General features: G+C 63.3%; 17 protein-coding genes. 5 read left to right on the plus strand and 12 right to left on the minus strand.

Translation table 11 applies throughout. The features are described 5' to 3' along the window. Positions 1-50 precede the first annotated feature (50 nt). Together ACYASU_RS00280 and ppnN are read right to left on the minus strand one after the other, a co-directional pair. The gene (locus tag ACYASU_RS00280) at positions 51-644 is read right to left on the minus strand and encodes a GNAT family N-acetyltransferase (protein ID WP_172612612.1); all 594 of its coding nucleotides are present in this window, start codon (positions 642-644) and stop codon (positions 51-53) included. Positions 645-882: 238 nt separating this feature from the next. Further along, on the minus strand, positions 883-2256 hold the full coding sequence (ppnN, locus tag ACYASU_RS00285) for a nucleotide 5'-monophosphate nucleosidase PpnN (RefSeq protein WP_172612611.1): 1374 nt from the start codon (positions 2254-2256) through the stop codon (positions 883-885). 199 nt (positions 2257-2455) lie between these two features. Here ppnN and ACYASU_RS00290 point away from each other — a divergent pair, with 199 nt between their 5' ends. Together ACYASU_RS00290 and ACYASU_RS00295 are read left to right on the plus strand one after the other, a co-directional pair. Beyond that, positions 2456-2983 carry a sterol desaturase family protein gene (locus ACYASU_RS00290; RefSeq protein WP_463581817.1) on the plus strand — a complete coding sequence of 176 codons (528 nt, stop codon included), beginning with the start codon at positions 2456-2458 and terminating at the stop codon, positions 2981-2983. 131 nt (positions 2984-3114) lie between these two features. Beyond that, positions 3115-3834 carry a dienelactone hydrolase family protein gene (locus tag ACYASU_RS00295; RefSeq protein ID WP_192171930.1) on the plus strand — a complete coding sequence of 240 codons (720 nt, stop codon included), beginning with the start codon at positions 3115-3117 and terminating at the stop codon, positions 3832-3834. Positions 3835-3855: 21 nt separating this feature from the next. Here ACYASU_RS00295 and ACYASU_RS00300 read toward each other — a convergent pair whose 3' ends face one another. The 5 genes from ACYASU_RS00300 to ACYASU_RS00320 all read right to left on the minus strand — a co-directional run bounded on the left by ACYASU_RS00300 (position 3856) and on the right by ACYASU_RS00320 (position 8879). Next, positions 3856-4575 (minus strand): SDR family oxidoreductase, encoded by a 720-nt coding sequence (locus tag ACYASU_RS00300; RefSeq protein ID WP_463581533.1) that lies wholly within the window; start codon positions 4573-4575, stop codon positions 3856-3858. A 23-nt stretch (positions 4576-4598) separates the two neighbouring features. Next, positions 4599-5579, minus strand: coding sequence for a sugar-binding transcriptional regulator (locus ACYASU_RS00305; protein ID WP_463581534.1), 981 nt, complete (start codon positions 5577-5579; stop codon positions 4599-4601). 36 nt (positions 5580-5615) lie between these two features. Then, entirely contained in the window at positions 5616-6482 is an 867-nt protein-coding gene (locus ACYASU_RS00310) for a carbohydrate ABC transporter permease (protein ID WP_192171927.1), read from the minus strand. A 1-nt stretch (position 6483) separates the two neighbouring features. Continuing rightward, a complete protein-coding gene (locus tag ACYASU_RS00315) occupies positions 6484-7389 on the minus strand; it encodes a carbohydrate ABC transporter permease (protein WP_463581535.1) in 906 nt (301 codons plus the stop codon). Positions 7390-7544: 155 nt separating this feature from the next. After that, positions 7545-8879 (minus strand): ABC transporter substrate-binding protein, encoded by a 1335-nt coding sequence (locus ACYASU_RS00320; protein ID WP_463581536.1) that lies wholly within the window; start codon positions 8877-8879, stop codon positions 7545-7547. Between the two features lie 221 nt (positions 8880-9100). Between ACYASU_RS00320 and ACYASU_RS00325 the strand changes: the two genes are divergently transcribed. Beyond that, on the plus strand, positions 9101-10252 hold the full coding sequence (locus ACYASU_RS00325) for an ABC transporter ATP-binding protein (RefSeq protein ID WP_463581537.1): 1152 nt from the start codon (positions 9101-9103) through the stop codon (positions 10250-10252). A gap of 146 nt (positions 10253-10398) precedes the next feature. After that, a complete protein-coding gene (locus ACYASU_RS00330) occupies positions 10399-10998 on the plus strand; it encodes a hypothetical protein (RefSeq protein ID WP_463581538.1) in 600 nt (199 codons plus the stop codon). 43 nt (positions 10999-11041) lie between these two features. Here ACYASU_RS00330 and ACYASU_RS00335 read toward each other — a convergent pair whose 3' ends face one another. Then, positions 11042-11839: a CAP domain-containing protein gene (locus tag ACYASU_RS00335; protein WP_407073224.1), complete on the minus strand. Its 798-nt coding sequence runs from the start codon at positions 11837-11839 to the stop codon at positions 11042-11044. Positions 11840-12161: 322 nt separating this feature from the next. On the opposite strand from ACYASU_RS00335, the gene ACYASU_RS00340 reads away from it, so the two are divergent. Continuing rightward, positions 12162-12698 carry a GNAT family N-acetyltransferase gene (locus ACYASU_RS00340; RefSeq protein WP_463581539.1) on the plus strand — a complete coding sequence of 179 codons (537 nt, stop codon included), beginning with the start codon at positions 12162-12164 and terminating at the stop codon, positions 12696-12698. Positions 12699-13683: 985 nt separating this feature from the next. Here ACYASU_RS00340 and ACYASU_RS00345 read toward each other — a convergent pair. From ACYASU_RS00345 to ACYASU_RS00360, 4 genes are read right to left on the minus strand one after another with little or no spacing between them, the layout of a single operon-like run. After that, on the minus strand, positions 13684-14736 hold the full coding sequence (locus ACYASU_RS00345; protein WP_463581540.1) for an ABC transporter substrate-binding protein: 1053 nt from the start codon (positions 14734-14736) through the stop codon (positions 13684-13686). After that, the gene (locus tag ACYASU_RS00350; RefSeq protein WP_463581541.1) at positions 14733-15929 is read right to left on the minus strand and encodes an NAD(P)/FAD-dependent oxidoreductase; all 1197 of its coding nucleotides are present in this window, start codon (positions 15927-15929) and stop codon (positions 14733-14735) included. The genes ACYASU_RS00345 and ACYASU_RS00350 overlap by 4 nt, the downstream gene beginning before the upstream one ends. After that, positions 15926-17302 carry an FAD/NAD(P)-dependent oxidoreductase gene (locus ACYASU_RS00355; protein WP_463581542.1) on the minus strand — a complete coding sequence of 459 codons (1377 nt, stop codon included), beginning with the start codon at positions 17300-17302 and terminating at the stop codon, positions 15926-15928. The genes ACYASU_RS00350 and ACYASU_RS00355 overlap by 4 nt, the downstream gene beginning before the upstream one ends. Continuing rightward, positions 17299-17589 (minus strand): (2Fe-2S)-binding protein, encoded by a 291-nt coding sequence (locus ACYASU_RS00360; RefSeq protein WP_423574827.1) that lies wholly within the window; start codon positions 17587-17589, stop codon positions 17299-17301. Before ACYASU_RS00360 ends, ACYASU_RS00355 begins: the two co-directional genes overlap by 4 nt. Positions 17590-17605: the final 16 nt, after the last annotated feature.

A 17605-nucleotide genomic window follows, 5' to 3' on the forward strand; every position in this document is an offset into this window, starting at 1 on the left:
GCAGGGTGAGTGGCGTCAGGCAGGCAGGTGGTTCCCGATTTCCGGAAAGATCAGACAGGCCCGTCAGAGGGTTTGCGCCGGGGGCGGGAGATCACCGATTCGATGTTCTTGCGCCCGATCAGCAACGGGCTTTTGGCTTTGCGCGAGGACGGCATGTCCGCCAGCCATTTGTACATCACCAGACAATCCACCAGCCCGAGCCGGGCATGGCGATAAGCGCGGGGCAGACGGCCGACGATCTCAAAACCGAGTTTCTGCCAGAGCGCGACGGCGACGTCGTTGGTGGCGACCACGGAGTTGAACTGCATGGCCGAGAAGCCGCTGTCCAGCGCCAGTTGCTGAGAGTGCTCGCACATCAGGCGCGCGACGCCACGACCGCGCGCGGCCGGGGTGACCATGTAGCCGCAGTTGCTGACATGGCTGCCAGGGCCGGCCGCGTTGGCCTTGAGGTAATAGCTGCCCAGCAATATGCCGTCTTCTTCGGCGATCAGCGTGTGCAGCGGGTATTCCAGCCACAGGTGCCGGGCTTGCTCGACGCTCAGGTCGGGGGCGTAGGCGTAGGTTTCCTGCGCCAGAACGACGGCCTGAAAGGTGGGCCAAAAGACCGCGAAGTCATCGGCGGTCATGGGGCGGATGTGGATCATGGATGGGTTCCGGAATTTCGGGGAGATGCAGGTGTGGAAATAAGTCTTCCAGGCACAACGGTTTTCTGCAGCGAACGAAATACCTGTGGGAGCGAGCTTGCTCGCGAAGAGGCCCGTTCGGCCTGCGCATCTCTGGCGGCAGTGATGCCGCCTTCGTGAGCAAGCTCACTCCCACAATTGGGCGCCCACAAGGGTGATGCAGTATCGTGCCTGAAGTATGACCTCAGGCCATGCGCCGTTAGGAAACCACTCGATAACACGGCACATACGCCGCGCCGCCCGGCAGTTTCATCCGGTGCTGCTCGACGAAGGCCTGCAACAGCTTGTCCAGCGGCTGCATCACTTCCGCGTCGCCGTGGATTTCGTACGGGCCGTGTTCCTCGATCAGGCGAATGCCCTTGTCCTTGACGTTGCCCGCCACGATCCCGGAAAACGCCCGGCGCAGGTTGGCCGCCAGTTCGTGGGGCGGCAGGTCGCGGCGCAGTTGCAGGCTGGCCATGTTGGCGTGGGTCGGGTCGAAGGGACGCTGGAAGCTCTCTTCGATCTTCAGCAGCCAGTTGAAGTGGAACGCGTCGGCGCGGTCGCGGCGGAACTGGCGCACCGACGCAAGGCCCAGGGTCATCTGCCGCGCCACTTCAGACGGGTCGTCGATGATGATCTGATAATGCTTGTGCGCGGCGTCGCCCAGTGTCGCGCCGACGAACGCGTGCAGCTGCTCCAGGTACGGCGCGGTGCTTTTCGGGCCGGTGAGAATGACCGGGAACGGCAGGTCCTGGTTGTCCGGGTGCATGAGGATGCCGAGCAGGTAGAGGAATTCCTCTGCCGTGCCTGCGCCACCCGGGAAAATGATGATGCCGTGGCCGACACGGACGAAGGCTTCCAGGCGCTTTTCGATGTCCGGCAGGATCACCAGCTCGTTGACGATCGGGTTCGGCGCCTCGGCCGCGATGATGCCCGGCTCGGTCAGGCCCAGGTAACGGCCGCCGGTGATGCGTTGCTTGGCGTGGGCAATGGTCGCGCCCTTCATCGGGCCTTTCATCACGCCGGGACCGCAACCGGTGCAGATGTCCAGTTTGCGCAGGCCCAGCTCGTGGCCGACTTTCTTGGTGTATTTGTATTCTTCTGTGTTGATCGAGTGGCCGCCCCAGCACACCACCATCTTCGGTTCGACGCCGGGGCGCAGGGTGCGGGCGTTGCGCAGCAGGTGGAAAACGTAATCGGTGATGCCCTGGGAGCTGCTCAGGTCGATGCGCTGGCTGTCGAGCTCGCTCTCGGTGTAGACGATGTCGCGCAGGGCGCTGAACAGCATTTCCCGGGTGCTGGCGATCATCTCGCCGTCGACGAAGGCGTCGGCCGGGGCGTTCAGCAGTTCGAGGCGCACGCCACGGTCCTGCTGGTGGATGCGCACTTCGAAGTCCTGGTAGGCCTCGAGGATGGTTTTGGCGTTATCGACATGGGCGCCGGTGTTGAGAATAGCCAGGGCGCACTGGCGGAACAGGGTGTAGATGCTGCCGGAGCCTGCGGCGCTGAGTTGCTGGACTTCACGTTGCGACAGTGTTTCCAGGCTGCCCTTGGGGCTGACCGAAGCGTTGATGACGTGTCTTGGAGCCATGCTTGATTCCTTGAAAGCGGTGCCGGCCGCCGCGAGGGGCAGGGCACGAATACAGTGAACGTCCGGGACGCTCACCCATGGGGCCATTTTTTACATCGGTTGGTCAGGAAAGCAAACGTTGTGAGCGCGAATCTGGAAATTTCCCGTGACCCCGGTATGCTGCACGTCGACGTCCAGACCCATCGGCCTTCCCGACGCTATGATCTTCAACTTCACGATTTTTCTCCTCACCCTTGTCACCATGGAAGGGGTCGGCTTTCTCGCCCACAAGTACGTCATGCACGGCTGGGGCTGGTTCCTGCACAAATCCCACCACGAAGAACAGCTCGGCGCCTTCGAAACCAACGATATTTATTTGCTGGCGCTGGGCATGGTGGCGGTCGCGCTGATCGTTGCCGGCAACCACGGCCATGACCCGCTGCAATGGGTGGGCGCAGGCGTCGCGGCGTTCGGCCTGATTTACATGCTGGTCCACGACGGAATGGTCCATCGCCATTGGCCTGCGCGACCACGGCCGCGCAATCGCTACCTCAAACGCCTCTACCACGCGCACTTGATGCACCACGCGGTGAAAGGCCGACGCAACAGCGTGTCGTTCGGCTTTCTCTACGCGCCTTCGGCGGCCACCCTGAAAAAGCAGTTGCGCGAGCATCGCGCTGCCCCACGTGACGAGCGTCGTCGAGACATGACCGGCGCTGCCATGGGCACGGATCTGCAGAACGGTTGAACGGGGTCCACGCCGAACCTGTCAGTAATTTCACGTGGGTCACGCTGTTCACCGTCGTGTTGCTGCCGTAGAACTGACGGTCAGTCGTCTTACGCTGTTAATCCAACCGAATTTCTTATCCGGAGAACCCCATGACTCAAGCATCGACACAGGCAACGGGCAAGACCATCACGTTCAAACGCCCGGACGGCAAAGAGTTGAGTGGCTACCTGGCCAGCCCGGCCAAGACCGAAGGCGCACCGGCCGTGGTAGTGATTCAGGAGTGGTGGGGCCTCAACGACCAGATCCGTGGCGTGGCCGATCGTCTTGCGGCGTCCGGGTACCTGGCGCTGGTGCCTGATCTTTATCGCGGCGAAATGACGGTCGAGGAAGAAGAAGCCCATCACCTGATGGACAAACTCGACTTCGCCGATGCCGCCACCCAGGACATCCGCGGCGCCGTGCAATACCTCAAGGGTCACAGCCAGAAAGTCGGCGTCACCGGGTTTTGCATGGGCGGCGCGCTGACCCTGCTGGCACTCAACTTCATCCCCGAGCTGTCCGCCGGCGTGGTGTTCTACGGCATGCCGCCGCTGGAGTTCCTCGACCCTGCGGCGATCAAGGTGCCGGTGCAGGCGCACTGGGGCACTCAGGATGAATTCTTCCCGGCGGACGGCGTCGATCAGCTGGAAGCCAAACTCAGCGAAGGCGGCGTCGACCTGGAATTCCACCGCTACCTGGCGCACCACGCCTTCGCCAACGAAGAAGCCGTCGGCCCTGGCCGCATTCCGGGCACGCAATACGACCCGGTCTGGGCGCAACTGGCCATGGACCGCGCGCTGACGTTCTTCGGCCGCACCTTGTGGGGCTGAGCGCCGGTTTAGACGTGCGCCTCAGCCCGCGCTGAAACCGCCGTCTACGGTCAGGGTCACGCCGTTGATCATGCCGGCGTCGTCGCTGAGTAAAAAGGCGATGGTCGCAGCGATTTCCCCGGGCTGAACGAAGCGGCCCAGGGGAATCCGCGACAGCATCGCGCCGACCTTGACCGGGTCGCTCCAGGCCTTGTCTGCCATCGGCGTCAGTGTCACCACCGGATTCACACTGTTAACCCGTATACCGTAGGGGCCAAGCTCAACGGCCATCACTCGGGTCATGGCATCCAGCGCCGCTTTCGACGCACAGTAGGCCAGATGATCCCGTGTGCCCACCGCTGCCGCCAGGCTTGAGACGTTGACGATGGCGCCCGGTACGCCGCGAGCGATGAGGTCGCGGGAGACAATTTGCGCCACTACCATGGGCGCCCGGGTGTTCACCGCGATCAGGTGGTCGAAGGTCTCGACCGATGTGTCGAGAAAAGACTCCAGCTCGACCACCCCCGCACAGTTGACCAATAAGTCGATGGGCAGCACCGACGCCACGGCCGCGCGCGTGGCGCTGACGTCAGCGAGGTCCGCCACCGCTGAGTGCGCGCAATAGGCCAGATCCTCCGGATTGCGTCCCATGGCGATCACCTCTGCACCGCATCGCTCCAGCCACTGCACGGTTTCCCGGCCGATGCCCTTGCCTGCGCCGGTGACCAGAATCCGCTTGCCGCCAAAGTCGTGATGGGCCATCGCGATCGCTCCAGAAGGGGGATTTATTTGTCCTGATCGAGCAGTTGCCGCGCCGCGCTTTCGTCGATGACCAGCTCGTGGACGAAATTGCGCAGCAGCACTGCGCGAATGATGTCGGCCTTGTACGGCCCGCCGGAGACCAGCACGACCTTCTTGATCCGCCGCAGTTCTTCGAGGTCCAGGGAGACGGCGCGGCGGTTCAGCGGGTGATTGACTTCGATGCCGTCGCGGTCCAGCCAGCGGCCGAGCAGGTCACCGACGGCACCGGCGGCCCGCAGCGAGCGCGCGTCCTCATCGTTGACCAGCCCCAGTTCCAGCATGAGTGAACGCTCGCTGAGATCACCGACGGTGAGCAAGGCCAGGTCGGCCTGCCGCGCCTTGCCGAGCACGGCCTGCACCGAGGCTTCTTCGAGGTACATGTCGCGGTATTGCTCTGAAGGTGCGAACACCGGCGCGGCGAGGTAGTACCAGGAGCCGCCGAACAGGCCGGCAAAACTCGAGGCGATCTCCACCGTGTTGTTGGCCGAGCCGTAATGCAGGCCGCCGAGCAGCGACAGCACGGTCAGGTTCGGCAGCGCCCGCGCGGACAGTTCGCGCACCGCCTGGCGCAGGGTGCGGCCCCAGCCCACGGCGACGATGCTGCCGTCGGTGAGGTATTCCTCGATGATCGGCGCAATGCCGACGCCCAGCACGCGGAAGATGGTCGACGGATCGTCGGGCGAGGGCACGACGGTGACGCGACGCAGGCCGAAGCGATTCTGCAGACGCTCTTCCAGTTCGATGCAGGCCGCCAGCGGCGAGGTGATGCGAATCTGCACCACGCCGGTTTCGCGGCAGGTCGCCAGGGCCTTGTTGACCCGCACGCGGGTGATGCCCAGCCGGTCGGCGATCTGTTGCTGGGTCATGCTGTTGACGTAATAGGACCAGGCGATGCGGATATTGAGCTGATCCTCGGCGTTCACCGGTTCGGTGGCGAAGGGGGTGTCCGGGTAAAGGTTCTGCACGGCGGTGTCCTTACTGTGGCCGGTAAAGCGGGGCGTCTATTTCACGGCGCCCATGGTCAGCCCTTGTACCAGATGCCTGGATACCATCAGCGCGAAAATGATCACCGGGAACACGATCAGCGTGCCGGTGGCCATGATCTCGCCCCAGGGCAAGTCGTAGCCGCTCATGAAACTGGTGGCGGTCACCGGCGCGGTGCGGGCCGTGTTGCGCGTCAGCACCAGGGCATAGAGCAGCTCGTTCCAGGAAAAGATGAACGAGAAGATCGCCGACACCGCCACCCCCGGCATCGCCAGGGGCAGGGCGATGCGCCAGAAGATGGTGAAGCGTGACGCGCCCGACAGCCGCGCGGCTTCGTCCAGGTCCTTCGGCACGCCGCGAAACTGGTCAGTGCAGATCCACACGACGATGGGCAGGTTGAAGGTCAGGTAGATCAGGATCAGCACCAGATGGGTGTCGATCAGGCCCATGTTGCGCGCCATCAGAAAGATCGGCAGTGCCACGACGATGGGGCTGAGCATGCGGTTGGTGATGAACCAGAACCACAGGTCTTCCTTGCCCTTGAATTCGAACCGCGCCAGGGCGTAAGCCGCCGGCGTACCGAGGCCGACGGCGAGCACCGTGGTGCAGACCGCGACGATCAGCGAGTTGCCGAGGCTATGCAGCACGTCGCGCTCGAACAGCACTTTTACGTAGTTATCCAGGTGCGGCGTGAACGCCCAGATCGGTGGCGAGGCCAGGGCTTCGGCCTGGGTCTTGAGGCTGGTGGCGACCATCCAGTAGAACGGAAACACCGCGAACAGGAAGATCGCCAGAAGACCGACCAGATGCCAGGCATTGACGCTCGCCCGTGGGCGAACCCGGGCGGGGGTGGCCGGGTTTTTCGCAGTCGCAACGGTGGCCATGTCAGATCTCCCGGTAAACGAATTTGATGTACAGACGGGCCAGCACGATGGTCAGGATCAGCATGAGGATCGCCTGCGCCGAGGCAACGCCCTGATCGAACACGCGAAAGCCGATGCGCTGGATATAGACGCTGACCAGCTCGGTCGCCGCGCCCGGGCCGCCGCGGGTCATGGTGAACACGGTGTCGAACATCTTGAGGATGTCGGCGGTGCGCAGAATCAGAATCACCGTCGCGCTGGGCAGCAGAAAGGGCAGTTGCACGTAACGCACGATCTGCCAGCGGCTGCGGGTCTCCAGGCGCGCGGCCTCTTCGATTTCATTGGGCACCATGGTCAGCCCGGCCAGCAGCACCAGTGCGCAGAAGGGCGTCCATTGCCAGATGTCCATCAGCGCCACGGCAATGAACGCGTTGGTGGTGTCGCCCAGCCATTCGACCGGCCCGGTATTGAACACTGAGAGCAGTGCGTTGGCCACGCCGAAATCGCGGTTGAAGATCAGCCGGCCAATCAGCCCGGCCACGGCGGGCGCGGTGGCCAGCGGGATGACCAGGCTCATGCGCGCCAGCAGTTTGAAACCGGACAGGCCGGGCTTGTGCAGCATCAGCGCGATGATCAGCCCAAGCGCCAGCTGGATTGGCACCACGGTGATGAGAAACAGCCCGGTTCGGCCCAGCGCCGCCCAGAACGAAGCGTCGTTGAGCACGTTGAGGTAGTTGTCGAAGCCGATGAAAGGCGTCGCGTCTTTTGGCCGGGCCAGGTTGTACTGGCGGAACGAATTGACCAGCGCGAACACCGTCGGAAAGATGCCGATCAGCGCCAGAGCAACGGTGGCCGGCGCGAGGAAGGCAAAGGCCGCGCGGGTGTTGTTCCACAGGGTCGGGAAGGGTGGTTTTTTCTTGTTCGGCATGTGTTGGGTCTCGAAGGTGCGGGCATCTCACGGCGTTACGCTGAACCCCTGTGGGAGTCAGCTTGCTGGCGAACACGCTCTGCCATTCACCGCAGAGGTGTCAGACATTTTCCATTCGCCAGCAAACCGGCTCCTACGGGAGTGTGGTCAAACCGTCACTTCAGCAATTTGACCTTGCCGTCGTAATACCCGGCCTTCTTCAGGATCTCCTCCATCCTGCTGCCAATCGCCTTGGCCCCGGCCTCCACGCTGGTTTTGCCGAGCATGATTGCCGTGCCGTTCTCGCCGACCACTTCGGAAATCTCCGGCCATTGCGGGAAGCGGGGGCGGTAGTCAGGCACGCCGCCTTCCCACGAGGTCACCATCGGCTGCACGAAGGGGTATTTCTTCTGCACGTCGGCGTCCTTGTACACCGACATCCGCCCGCTCACGCCACCGGCGTCCAGGTACGGCCGGGCCATGGCTTCGGAGGTGACCCACTGAATGAACAGCCACGCCGCGGCTTTCTGCTTTTCATCGGACTTGGCGTTTACTCCCAGCGAGAACCCGCCCAGGGCCGGCTTCAGACCGGCCGGGCCTTTGGGTTCGGTGGCCACGGCTAGGCAATCGGTGATCTTGGATTTGGTCGGGTCGGCCAGGGTGCCGTAGAACGCCGACCATTCGGTGATCATCGCCACTTTGCCCTGGGCGAGGGCGTTGACCGCTTCGTTGTGGTCGTAATCGACGATGCCCGGCGGCATGTATTTCATCAGGTCCTGACGAAATTGCAGGCCTTGCTGAGATGCCTTGGAATTAAGGTTGGATTTGAATTTATCGTCCAGCAGTGAGCCACCGAACGGCCAGAGGAAACGCATGAAGCTGTCCGCCGATTGCGTTTCACCGCGCCGCGATTGCAGGGCGTAGGCGTAGCGGTCCTTGGATTTGTCGGTGAGTTTGGGCGCGTAGTCCTTGAGCAGCTCGTCCCACGTGGCCGGCGGCTTGTCGAAGCCGGCGTCCTTGAGCATGCACTTGTTGTAGAACAGCAGGCCGGAGTAGTTATCGAACGGCAGGCCGTAAGTCTGTTTGTCCCAACTGCCGAACGACTCCAGCAGGATCGGGAAGAAACCCTCCAGCTTGAGGTCCGGGTCGGCGAGCTTCGCGTCCTGGGTGAAGGTGGTGACCGGTTCGAGCCAGCCGTTGCCGGCGAATTCGCCGATCCACACCACGTCCGTCAGCACGACGTCGAGCTGCTCGCCGGAGGTGAAACTCAGCACCTCGCGTTCGCGGCTATTCTCGTAGGGGATGGTTTCGTAGCTGACCCTGATGCCGGTTTTCTTTTCGAACTCCGGCAGCAGTTTGATGGCGGCGGCGTAACCGGGACGGTCGAGGAAAATCGCCTTGATTTCGGTGCCCTTGTACGGCGCCGCGGCCTCTTCCAGCGTCCAGGCCTGTGCGGCGCCGGAACCCAGCGCAATCGACAGGGCGAGGGCATTCCAAACCAGCTTCTTCATTTACGTGACCTCATTATTGTTGTGGGTGAGGGTTACGCGGGGACAGGTGTTAACGGTGCATATAGGTGGATCTACGGGGCAGTCAATCCGGTTCGGGCGAGTTCCTTGACATTTGTAATTTACGAATTACAAATGATCGTAGGACAAAATGCATTGCTGTCAAATCAGCGCGCCGTTGCCATGAAAAATGCCCAAACAACAATAATTCAGGGGATACAATTTTGACTGAGCTCAGTTTGAGTGGCGTCGAGAAGGCCTATGGCGAGATCAAGGTCTTGCATGACATCCACCTGAGTATCGAGAGCCGCGAGTTCGTGGTGTTCGTCGGGCCTTCGGGGTGCGGCAAGTCAACCCTGCTGCGCTGTATCGCGGGCCTGGAGAGCATCACCCAGGGCCAGATTCGCATCGGCGCCCGCGATGTAACCTACCTGGAGCCGGCCGATCGCGGCGTGGCCATGGTGTTCCAGTCCTACGCGCTGTACCCGCACATGTCGGTCTACGACAACATCGCCTTCGGGCTGAAGATGCAAAAGACCCCCAAAGACCAGATCGAAGCCAAGGTGCGCAACGCCGCGCGCATCCTGCAGCTCGAACCGCTGCTCGATCGCAAGCCCAAGGCATTGTCTGGCGGGCAGCGTCAGCGCGTCGCCATCGGCCGGGCCATCGTTCATGAGCCGGAAGTCTTTCTGTTCGACGAACCCCTTTCCAACCTCGATGCCTCCCTGCGCGTGCAGATGCGCATCGAGATCGCCAAGCTGCACGCTGACCTGCAGGCGACCATGGTTTACGTCACCCATGACCAGGTCGAAGCCATGACCCTGGCCGACAAAATCGTCGTGCTCAACAAGGGTTGCATCGAACAGGTGGGCTCGCCGCTGGAGCTGTATCACCATCCGCGCAACCGCTTTGTCGCGGGCTTTATCGGCTCGCCGCAGATGAGTTTTCTACCGGTCACGGCGGTGGCCATCAGTGGTGAAGGCGTCCAGGTCCGCCTGCCGGGTGGCGAGCTGTTGTGGGTTCCGGTGACGGGCGAGCAGGTGAAAGCGGGCGACCCGTTGACCCTGGGCCTGCGGCCCGAGCATCTGTCGGATCGGGGCGAGGGCGATGCGCAGATTCCGGTGAAAACCCTGGTGGTCGAGCATCTGGGCGGGGAGACGTTTACCCACGCGCAGACCGACGATGGCCATGATCTGATGGTCAAGGGCGAGGGAATGTCGGCGGTCAAGGCGGGGCAATTGCTGCGCGTCGGTGTGCGGGGCCACCGTTGCCATCTGTTCGATGAACAGGGTCAGGCACTGGCGCACCGGCGGCATTACACCGAGGCGAACGTGAGTGACGGGCAGGTTCCGGCGTCGGCGATCCACGCGGGATAAGCGGCCTGCGCTTCGATCAAAACGCCTTGGGACGCCCGTTCCAGAGCTCTCGCGGTGTTTTTTTCATTCAAGAGAAAAGTGTCAGCGCCGATACAGCCCCGGGCCCGATCCGTTTTCGGGCCGGATATTTTTCCAAGGAGCTGTAAATGCGCATTACCCACATTCTGGCGTTGGTTGGCACACTGGTGCTGACCGGCTGTTCGTCCATGATGAAACCTGCCGACAACCCAGTCATCGAAGCCAGTCCTCAGGACGGCGCACAGGTCGTCTTCATGCGCAGCGCGTTCATGGCCAAGGCCATCGACGCGTCCGTGTATGACGTGACCGGTGGCAAGACCCAGTTCATCGGCATCCTCGCCAATGGCACCAAGGTCGCCTACCCGACGACGCCGGGCCACCACACCTTCATGGTGGTCTCCGAAGCGGCGGATTTCCTGGAAGCCGACCTGGCCCCGGGCAAGACCTACTATTCGATGGTCATCCCGCGCATGGGCATGTGGAAAGCACGGTTCTCGCCGTGGCCGGTCGCCCGCGATCCGAAAGCGGAATACAGCTCGCAGTCCAGCGATTTCAAGGACTGGATCGCCGACACCAAGCTGATGACCAACTCGCCTAAATCCCTGAGCTGGTTCGAGAGCAACAAGACCTCGGTCGAGTCCAAGCGGGTTGAGTACTGGCCGGTCTGGCAGAAGAAAAGCGCGGCGGACGTTGAACTGCGCACGTTGCACGCCGTTGACGGCCTCTGATCGCAGAGCCGCTTGCCAAGGCAGCTCGCACTAGCGACCCGCGTTACTGCACCCCGAACAGCGCCGTCCAGTAAATGCCGGCGTCGCTCTTCGGGTCGGTGGCGTACGCAGCGCCGAGGTCATGAAACTGCGGGTTCATGAGGTTGGCGCAATGGCCGGGGCTGGCCAGCCAGCCTTCGACCACCTTGCGCGCGTTGTCCTGCCCGGCGGCAATGTTCTCGCCGATCTGCTGGCCGATATACCCGGCCAGCTCCGCCCGATCCCCCGGCGTCCCGCCGTTGCGACCCTTGTGATCAAAATAATTGTTGTTGGCCATGGAGCGCGAATGGCTCTCGGCTGCGCTCATCAGGGTGTCGTTCCACACCAGCGGGGCAGCAGCGGAAAACGACTGAGTGCCACATTGCTGCGGTTGCTTGCGCGCTTCATTTATCAGCCCCAGCAGTTTCTGGCCCTCGGCCTGCGCGTTACCCAGTCCGCCCGCCAGCAGTGGACGCGCCAGCACGATGCGCCAGTCACGGTCGTTGCGGCTGACGCCGATGTCGACGAACTGCGGATTGAGCACCACCTGACAAAAACTTTCCTGAATCGCCGCCATGGCCGCTTGCGCGTCGCGCGGGCCCGAGAGGGTGATGGCCTGAACGCTGACCATCGGATACGACGCCCGGGCCAGCATCGGCTGCAGATCCACCGTGCCACTGGCGGGCAGGTTCAGGCGCGGGTCGCTGTTCAGCGGCGGCAGCTCGGTCGACGCCACATTGGCGCAGGGCTGGGCCTGGCTGCGATAGGTGTTGATTGACTGGATCAGTTGCGTTTCTTCGCTGGCGACGGCCGTCCCTGCCATCAGCAGCGCCAGGGGCACAACAGCGAGACACTGGATGAATGATCTGAAACGCATGGAAATCTCCCTCGAACTGACGCGCCCACGTTGCGCGATTTTACCTGTCGCGAAATAGTCTGAGCCGCACAAACCGTGGAGGTTGCAGCGATGAGCAGGGTTTTTGCAATAGCCGGCGTGAAAACCCGGTGTTTTGCCGCGTGCTGCACGCCGATGCGTGACCGAACGGGCGTGAAGGGAGAGGGCGTTGGTTGATTCTGCGCCTGGGCGGTAGTCGTCACGCGGGCTGAGACACATAATCAGCGCTCGACCCTGCAGTGTGACTTCGATGACCACGACCATTCAGCGACTGACCCCGGAATATGCCTCGGCGTATCGAGCCCTGATGCTTGAAGCCTACGCCCTCCATCCTGATGCGTTCACGTCCGACGTCGGCGAGCGCGAAGCCTTGGTGATCAGTTGGTGGGAGAAACGGCTCGTGGTCGGGCCTGAGGCGACAGAGGTGGTGTTCGGCGCCGTTGAAGCAGGGAACCTGCTGGGGGTTGCCGGCCTTTCCATTGAAACCAGAAAGAAAGCTCGCCACAAATCCACGCTCTTCGGGATGTACGTTCCCCACGCCCATCGGGGAAAAGGCATCGGACATGACCTGGTTGGCAGCGTGTTGGCCTATGCGCGGAGCCTGCCGCAGTTGTTGCTTGTCCAGTTGACGGTGACCGACGGCAACCGCGGCGCCCAGGACTTGTATGAGCGGATGGGGTTTGAGGCGTTTGGGGTCGAGCCGTATGCGGTGGCGGTGGGGGATCAGTACGTCTCGAAGGTGCATATGTGGTGTGATTTGCGGCGTTCCGGGTCAGAGACCGGCTAAAGCCGGTGCCATAGGATACGCGGCACTTGGGTGGGACTGGCTGAAGCTGGTCCTGCAGCATACGCGGCGCGTTAGTGGGACCGGCTTTAGCCGGGAAGAGGCCAGCGTGCGCGCCGTCCATTCTGCGGTATGGCCTCCGACGTCTTCCCGGCTGAAGCCGGTCCCACTATTGGATCGCGGTCGATTAGTAAGACTGACTTTAGCCGGGAATAGGCTAGTGTGTACGCCATCCATTTTGCAGTGCGCCTACTGACGCTTTCCCGGCTGAAGCCGGTCCCACTATCGGATCGCGGTTGATTAGTGGGACTGGCTTTAGCCGGGAAGAGGCCAGCATGCGCGCCATCCATTTTCCGGCATTGCCTCCGACGCCTTCCCGGCTGAAGCCGGTCCCACTGTTGGATCGTGGTTGATTAGTGGGAGTGGCTTTAGCCGGGAAGAGGCCAGTGTGTACGCCATCCATTTTGCGGTGTGGCCTCCGACGCCTTCCCGGCTGAAGCCGGTCCTACACCGGATCGCGGTCGATTAGTGGGACTGGCTTTAGCCGGGAAGAGGCCAGTGTGTACGCCATCCATTTTGCAGTGCGCCCACTGACGCTTTCCCGGCTGAAGCCGGTCCCACTATGGGATCGCGGTTGATGAGTGGGACTGGCTTTAGCCGGGAAGAGGCCAGCGTGCGCGCCATCCATTTTGCAGTGTGGCCTCCGACGCTTTCCCGGCTGAAGCCGGTCCCACGGTTGGATCGCGGTTGATGAGTGGGACTGGCTTTATCCGGGAAGAGGCCAGTGTGTACGCCATCCATTTTGCAGTGCGCCTACTGACGCTTTCCCGGCTGAAGCCGGTCCCACTATGGGATCGCGGTTGACTAGTGGGACTGGCTTTAGCCGGGAAGAGGCCAGTGTGTACGCCATCCATTTTGCAGTGTGGCCTCCGACGCCTTCCCGGCTGAAGCCGGTCCCACGGTTGGATCAGGGTCCCACTTTGATCATCTACCGCTCGATCGAGCGGCTCCAGCGGGCGTTCCATTCCGGGCGGACCTGGTTGACCTGATCCCAATCGATGGTCACGGCGGTTTCCAGGTATTTGTTCATGGCTTCGACCTGACCGCGGGTCTTGTCGGTGGTCGGGGTTTTCGGGTTGGACGGGATCTGGTCGCCCATCTCCAGGGCCGGCGCCTGGGCTTCCGGGGTCAGCAGGAACGCCGCAAGCTTCTGCGCCAGTTCAGGCTGGTCGTTGTTGGCGATGGTGCATTCGGCCACGTTCAAGACCACGCCGCCTTCCTTCGGCGGCGCATATTCCACCGGCACGCCCTTGAGCTTGAGCGCGGTCACCTGGGTCGGCGTCAGCGGGAACAGCGCCGCTTCGCCGGTCTGAACCATCTCCGAGATTTTCGCCGAGCTGGCGATGTACTCCAGCACGTTCGGGCCCACCGTCTTCGGCCATGCCTTGAAACCCGGCTCGACGTTGGTTTCATTGCCACCCTGCAACCGGTTGAACATCAGAAAACCGTGCAGCCCGAAAGTGGAGGAGGCCAGCGACTGGAACACAAGCTTCTCCTTGTACTTAGGGTCCGCCATGTCGGCCCAGGACGTCGGCGCGCTCCAGCCGTTGTCCTTGAACATCTTGGTGTTGTACGCCAGCCCGGTGACACCCAGGCTCACGGCCACCGCTTCTTCCTTGATCTTGCCCTTGGCCGGAATGTCCGCCAGGCTCGCGCTCGGATTCAGCTTGCCGCACAGACCCATGGAAATGGCCCGGTACATGATGCCGTCGTCGAGGAACATCACGTGCATCTGCGGGTTGTCCTTGCTGGCCTGGGCCTTGGCGAGGATGTCCGAGGACGTGCCCGGCACGATCACCACCTTGACGTTGTTGGCCTTCTCGAACGCGGGCAGCACATGGTCGGCGTACAAGCGCTCCATGGTGCCGCCGTTCATGCCAAGGTACAGCGTCGGTTCGGCCTGTGCGGGCATCGAAGCAAGCAACACGGCAAGCGGCAGGCAAGACAAGCAGGTTACGGCAACACGTTTCATGTGAGTCATGGGTTCGACCTTCCTCTGAGCAATGGAATGACGTTATCGGTGCCGGACGGCACGACGATGGCGGGCGATGAAGTGTGCGGTTGCGATTGAAAGCGTGTGATCGAGAACGGGCTCAGCTCGATGTTCGACGCCCCGACGCAGACTATCTGCGCCAAGGCCTCGCCCGCCGCCGGGCCAATCTGAAAGCCCGATCCGGCGAATCCGAAGCCGTGCAGCAGACCGGGTTGGGTCGAACTGGCCCCCAGCACCGGTTCGCGGTCGGGCAGATACCCTTCGGTGCCGCTCCAGGTGCGAATGGCCTGAGCACCGGCCAGCGGCGGATACAGTTCAACGGCGTTGCGCAGGATCTCCAGAATCGCCGCCTGACCCGGGCGGGCGGTGGCCGGGTCCAGCGGAAATCCCTGACCGCCGCCCAGCACGCAATTGCCCCGCGCCACCTGCCGCGCATAGATCCCGCCGCCCTCGACGCCGGTGCTGACGTCCATGAACATCGGCAGCGGTTCGGTCACTAGCATCGCCGGGTGGCCCGCGCGCATCGGCACCGGTTCGCCGAACTGCTGGGCCAGTTGAGCCGCCCAGGCGCCGGCACAATTGAGCAGCCACGGGGCGCGAAAGCCCAGACCGCTGGCGGTCCTCACCCGAAAAGACTGCCCGTCGTGGGCGACGTCACTGACGTGGGCCTGTTCGAACGTCTGCGCACCGGCGCGGCGTGCGGCAGCGGCAAACGCGGGGGAGACGAGGCGCGGATTGGCATGGCCGTCGTCGGCGCACAACGAAGCGCCCACCGCCACATCGCCCGCCCAGGGGAAGCGCGCGCGCAACTGGCCGTGATCGAGCAACTGCAGCTCCATTCCGAACCCGCGCGACGCCTCTTCATACGCGACTAGCGCGGCCATGTCTTTGTCGCTGCGGGCCAGCTTGAGATGCCCCGAGCGCACGTATTCGCCATCAGTGCCAATGAATGCGCGCAGGTCCCCCCAGATTTCGTGGGCGCGCCGGGACAGCGGCAGCTGCGACAACGGCCGGCCCTGACGGCGCACGCCGCCATAATTGACGCCGCTTGAGTGAGAGCCGAAAAAGTCCCGCTCCAGCAGCGCCACGCGTTTGCCGCTCAGGGCGAGAAACAGCGCCGCCGAGGCGCCGACGATCCCGCCGCCAATAATCACCGCATCCACTTCAACGGGCTGGCTCATTGTTCTGCCTCCACGCCAAACGGCAGCGGCTTGATAGGCGCCTGCCCGCGCAATCGTCCGACGCTGGCGATGTCGCGCCCCGACGCCTGAGCGACGATTTCCGTCGCGGCCAGTCCACACATGCGCCCCTGGCAGCGGCCCATGCCGACCCGGCACATGGCCTTGACCCGGTTGATCTCCCAGTGACCCTCGGCCACGGTCTGACGGATGTCGCCAGCGCTGACTTCCTCGCAGCGGCACACCGTCAGGCTGTCCGGCGCCTTGGCCGCCCAGTCTTCGGGGAAGGGGAACGCCGTTTCCAGTCCCTGGCGAAACCGCTGGATGGCTTCCAGTTGCCGCTGCAATTCGATGCTGCGGGCGCGGTCGATGCGGTAACCGATGTCGCCGAGCAAGGTCAGCGCTGCCAGTTCGCCGGCCATTTCCGCAGCGTCGGCGCCCATGATCCCGGCCCCATCCCCGGCCAGATAAACCCCCTCGACGCTGCTGCGCCCGGCGGCGTCGCGGGTGGGCAGCCAGGCGCGATTCAACGGACTCCAGGCGAAGTCGCAGCCGAGTAGATCGGCCAGTTGGGTTTCGCTGCGCAGCGCGTGGGCGAAGGCGACGGCGTCACAGGCGAGGTTTTTCCGCTGATTGCCCTGTTGCCAGCTGACCCCGCTGACCCGCCGCTCGCCCTGAATGCCGTGCAGATGAACGCCCTGATGCACCGGGATGCCGTGGGCCGTCAGCCAGGCGCGGTAATAAAGCCCTTTGGCCAGCGTCGACGGTTGCCCGAGCAGCGCGGGCAGGGCGCGGGTCTGAGCGGAAAAGGGCGAGCTGTCGAGCACCGCCGCCACCGTCGCACCGGCCTTGGCGTACTGATACGCCACCAGATACAACAGTGGCCCGCTGCCAGCAAAGACCACGCGGTGACCGATGGCGCAGCCCTGAAACTTCAGCGCGATCTGCGCTGCGCCGAGGCTGTAGACGCCCGGCAAGGTCCAGCCCGGCACCGGCAAGATGCGGTCGGTGGCGCCGGTGGCCAAGATCAAATGCTTGAACGGCACCTGCGCCGTGCGGCCATTGCGCAGGGTGTCGAGGGTGCGTGCTTCGGCGTTCCACACCAGCGTCTCGGGGCGGTAGTCGATTTCGGTCTGCAACTGATCGAGGGTGGCGTGAACCGACACGGCTTTGCCTGCTTCGAAACCGTACAACGCCTTGGCCGAGCGCTTGAAGTTCTCCGGCTGGCGACGATAGACCTGACCGCCGCCGCGCAGGCTTTCATCCAGCAGACAAGGGCGCAGGCCGTGGGCAAGCAGTGTCTGCGCGGCGCGAATTCCGGCCGGCCCGGCGCCGACGATGACGGTGTTCATGGCCTGAAGGGTTGGCTCATTCATACGCTGCGCCCCGGCTCGCGACTCACGCACACACCGGCTTCCAGCAGCGTCGAGCAGGCCCGCACCCGTCGGCCGTCGCCCAGTTTCACCCAGCAGTCCTGGCACGCGCCCATCAGGCAGAAACCGGCGCGGGGTTCGCCGCTGAAGTCGCTGCCGCGCAGCGAGTCCTCCGCCGTCAGCACCGCCGTGAGCAAGGTATCGCCCTGCAAACCACTGGCCGGCTGGCCGTCGAGGGTAAAGGCGACCACGGCGCGATCGCGTTCGGCCAGTCGTTTCAGCAATGCCATGGCGCGCGCTCCCTGA

The sequence above is a fragment of the Pseudomonas sp. HP_12 genome, assembly GCF_055283955.1.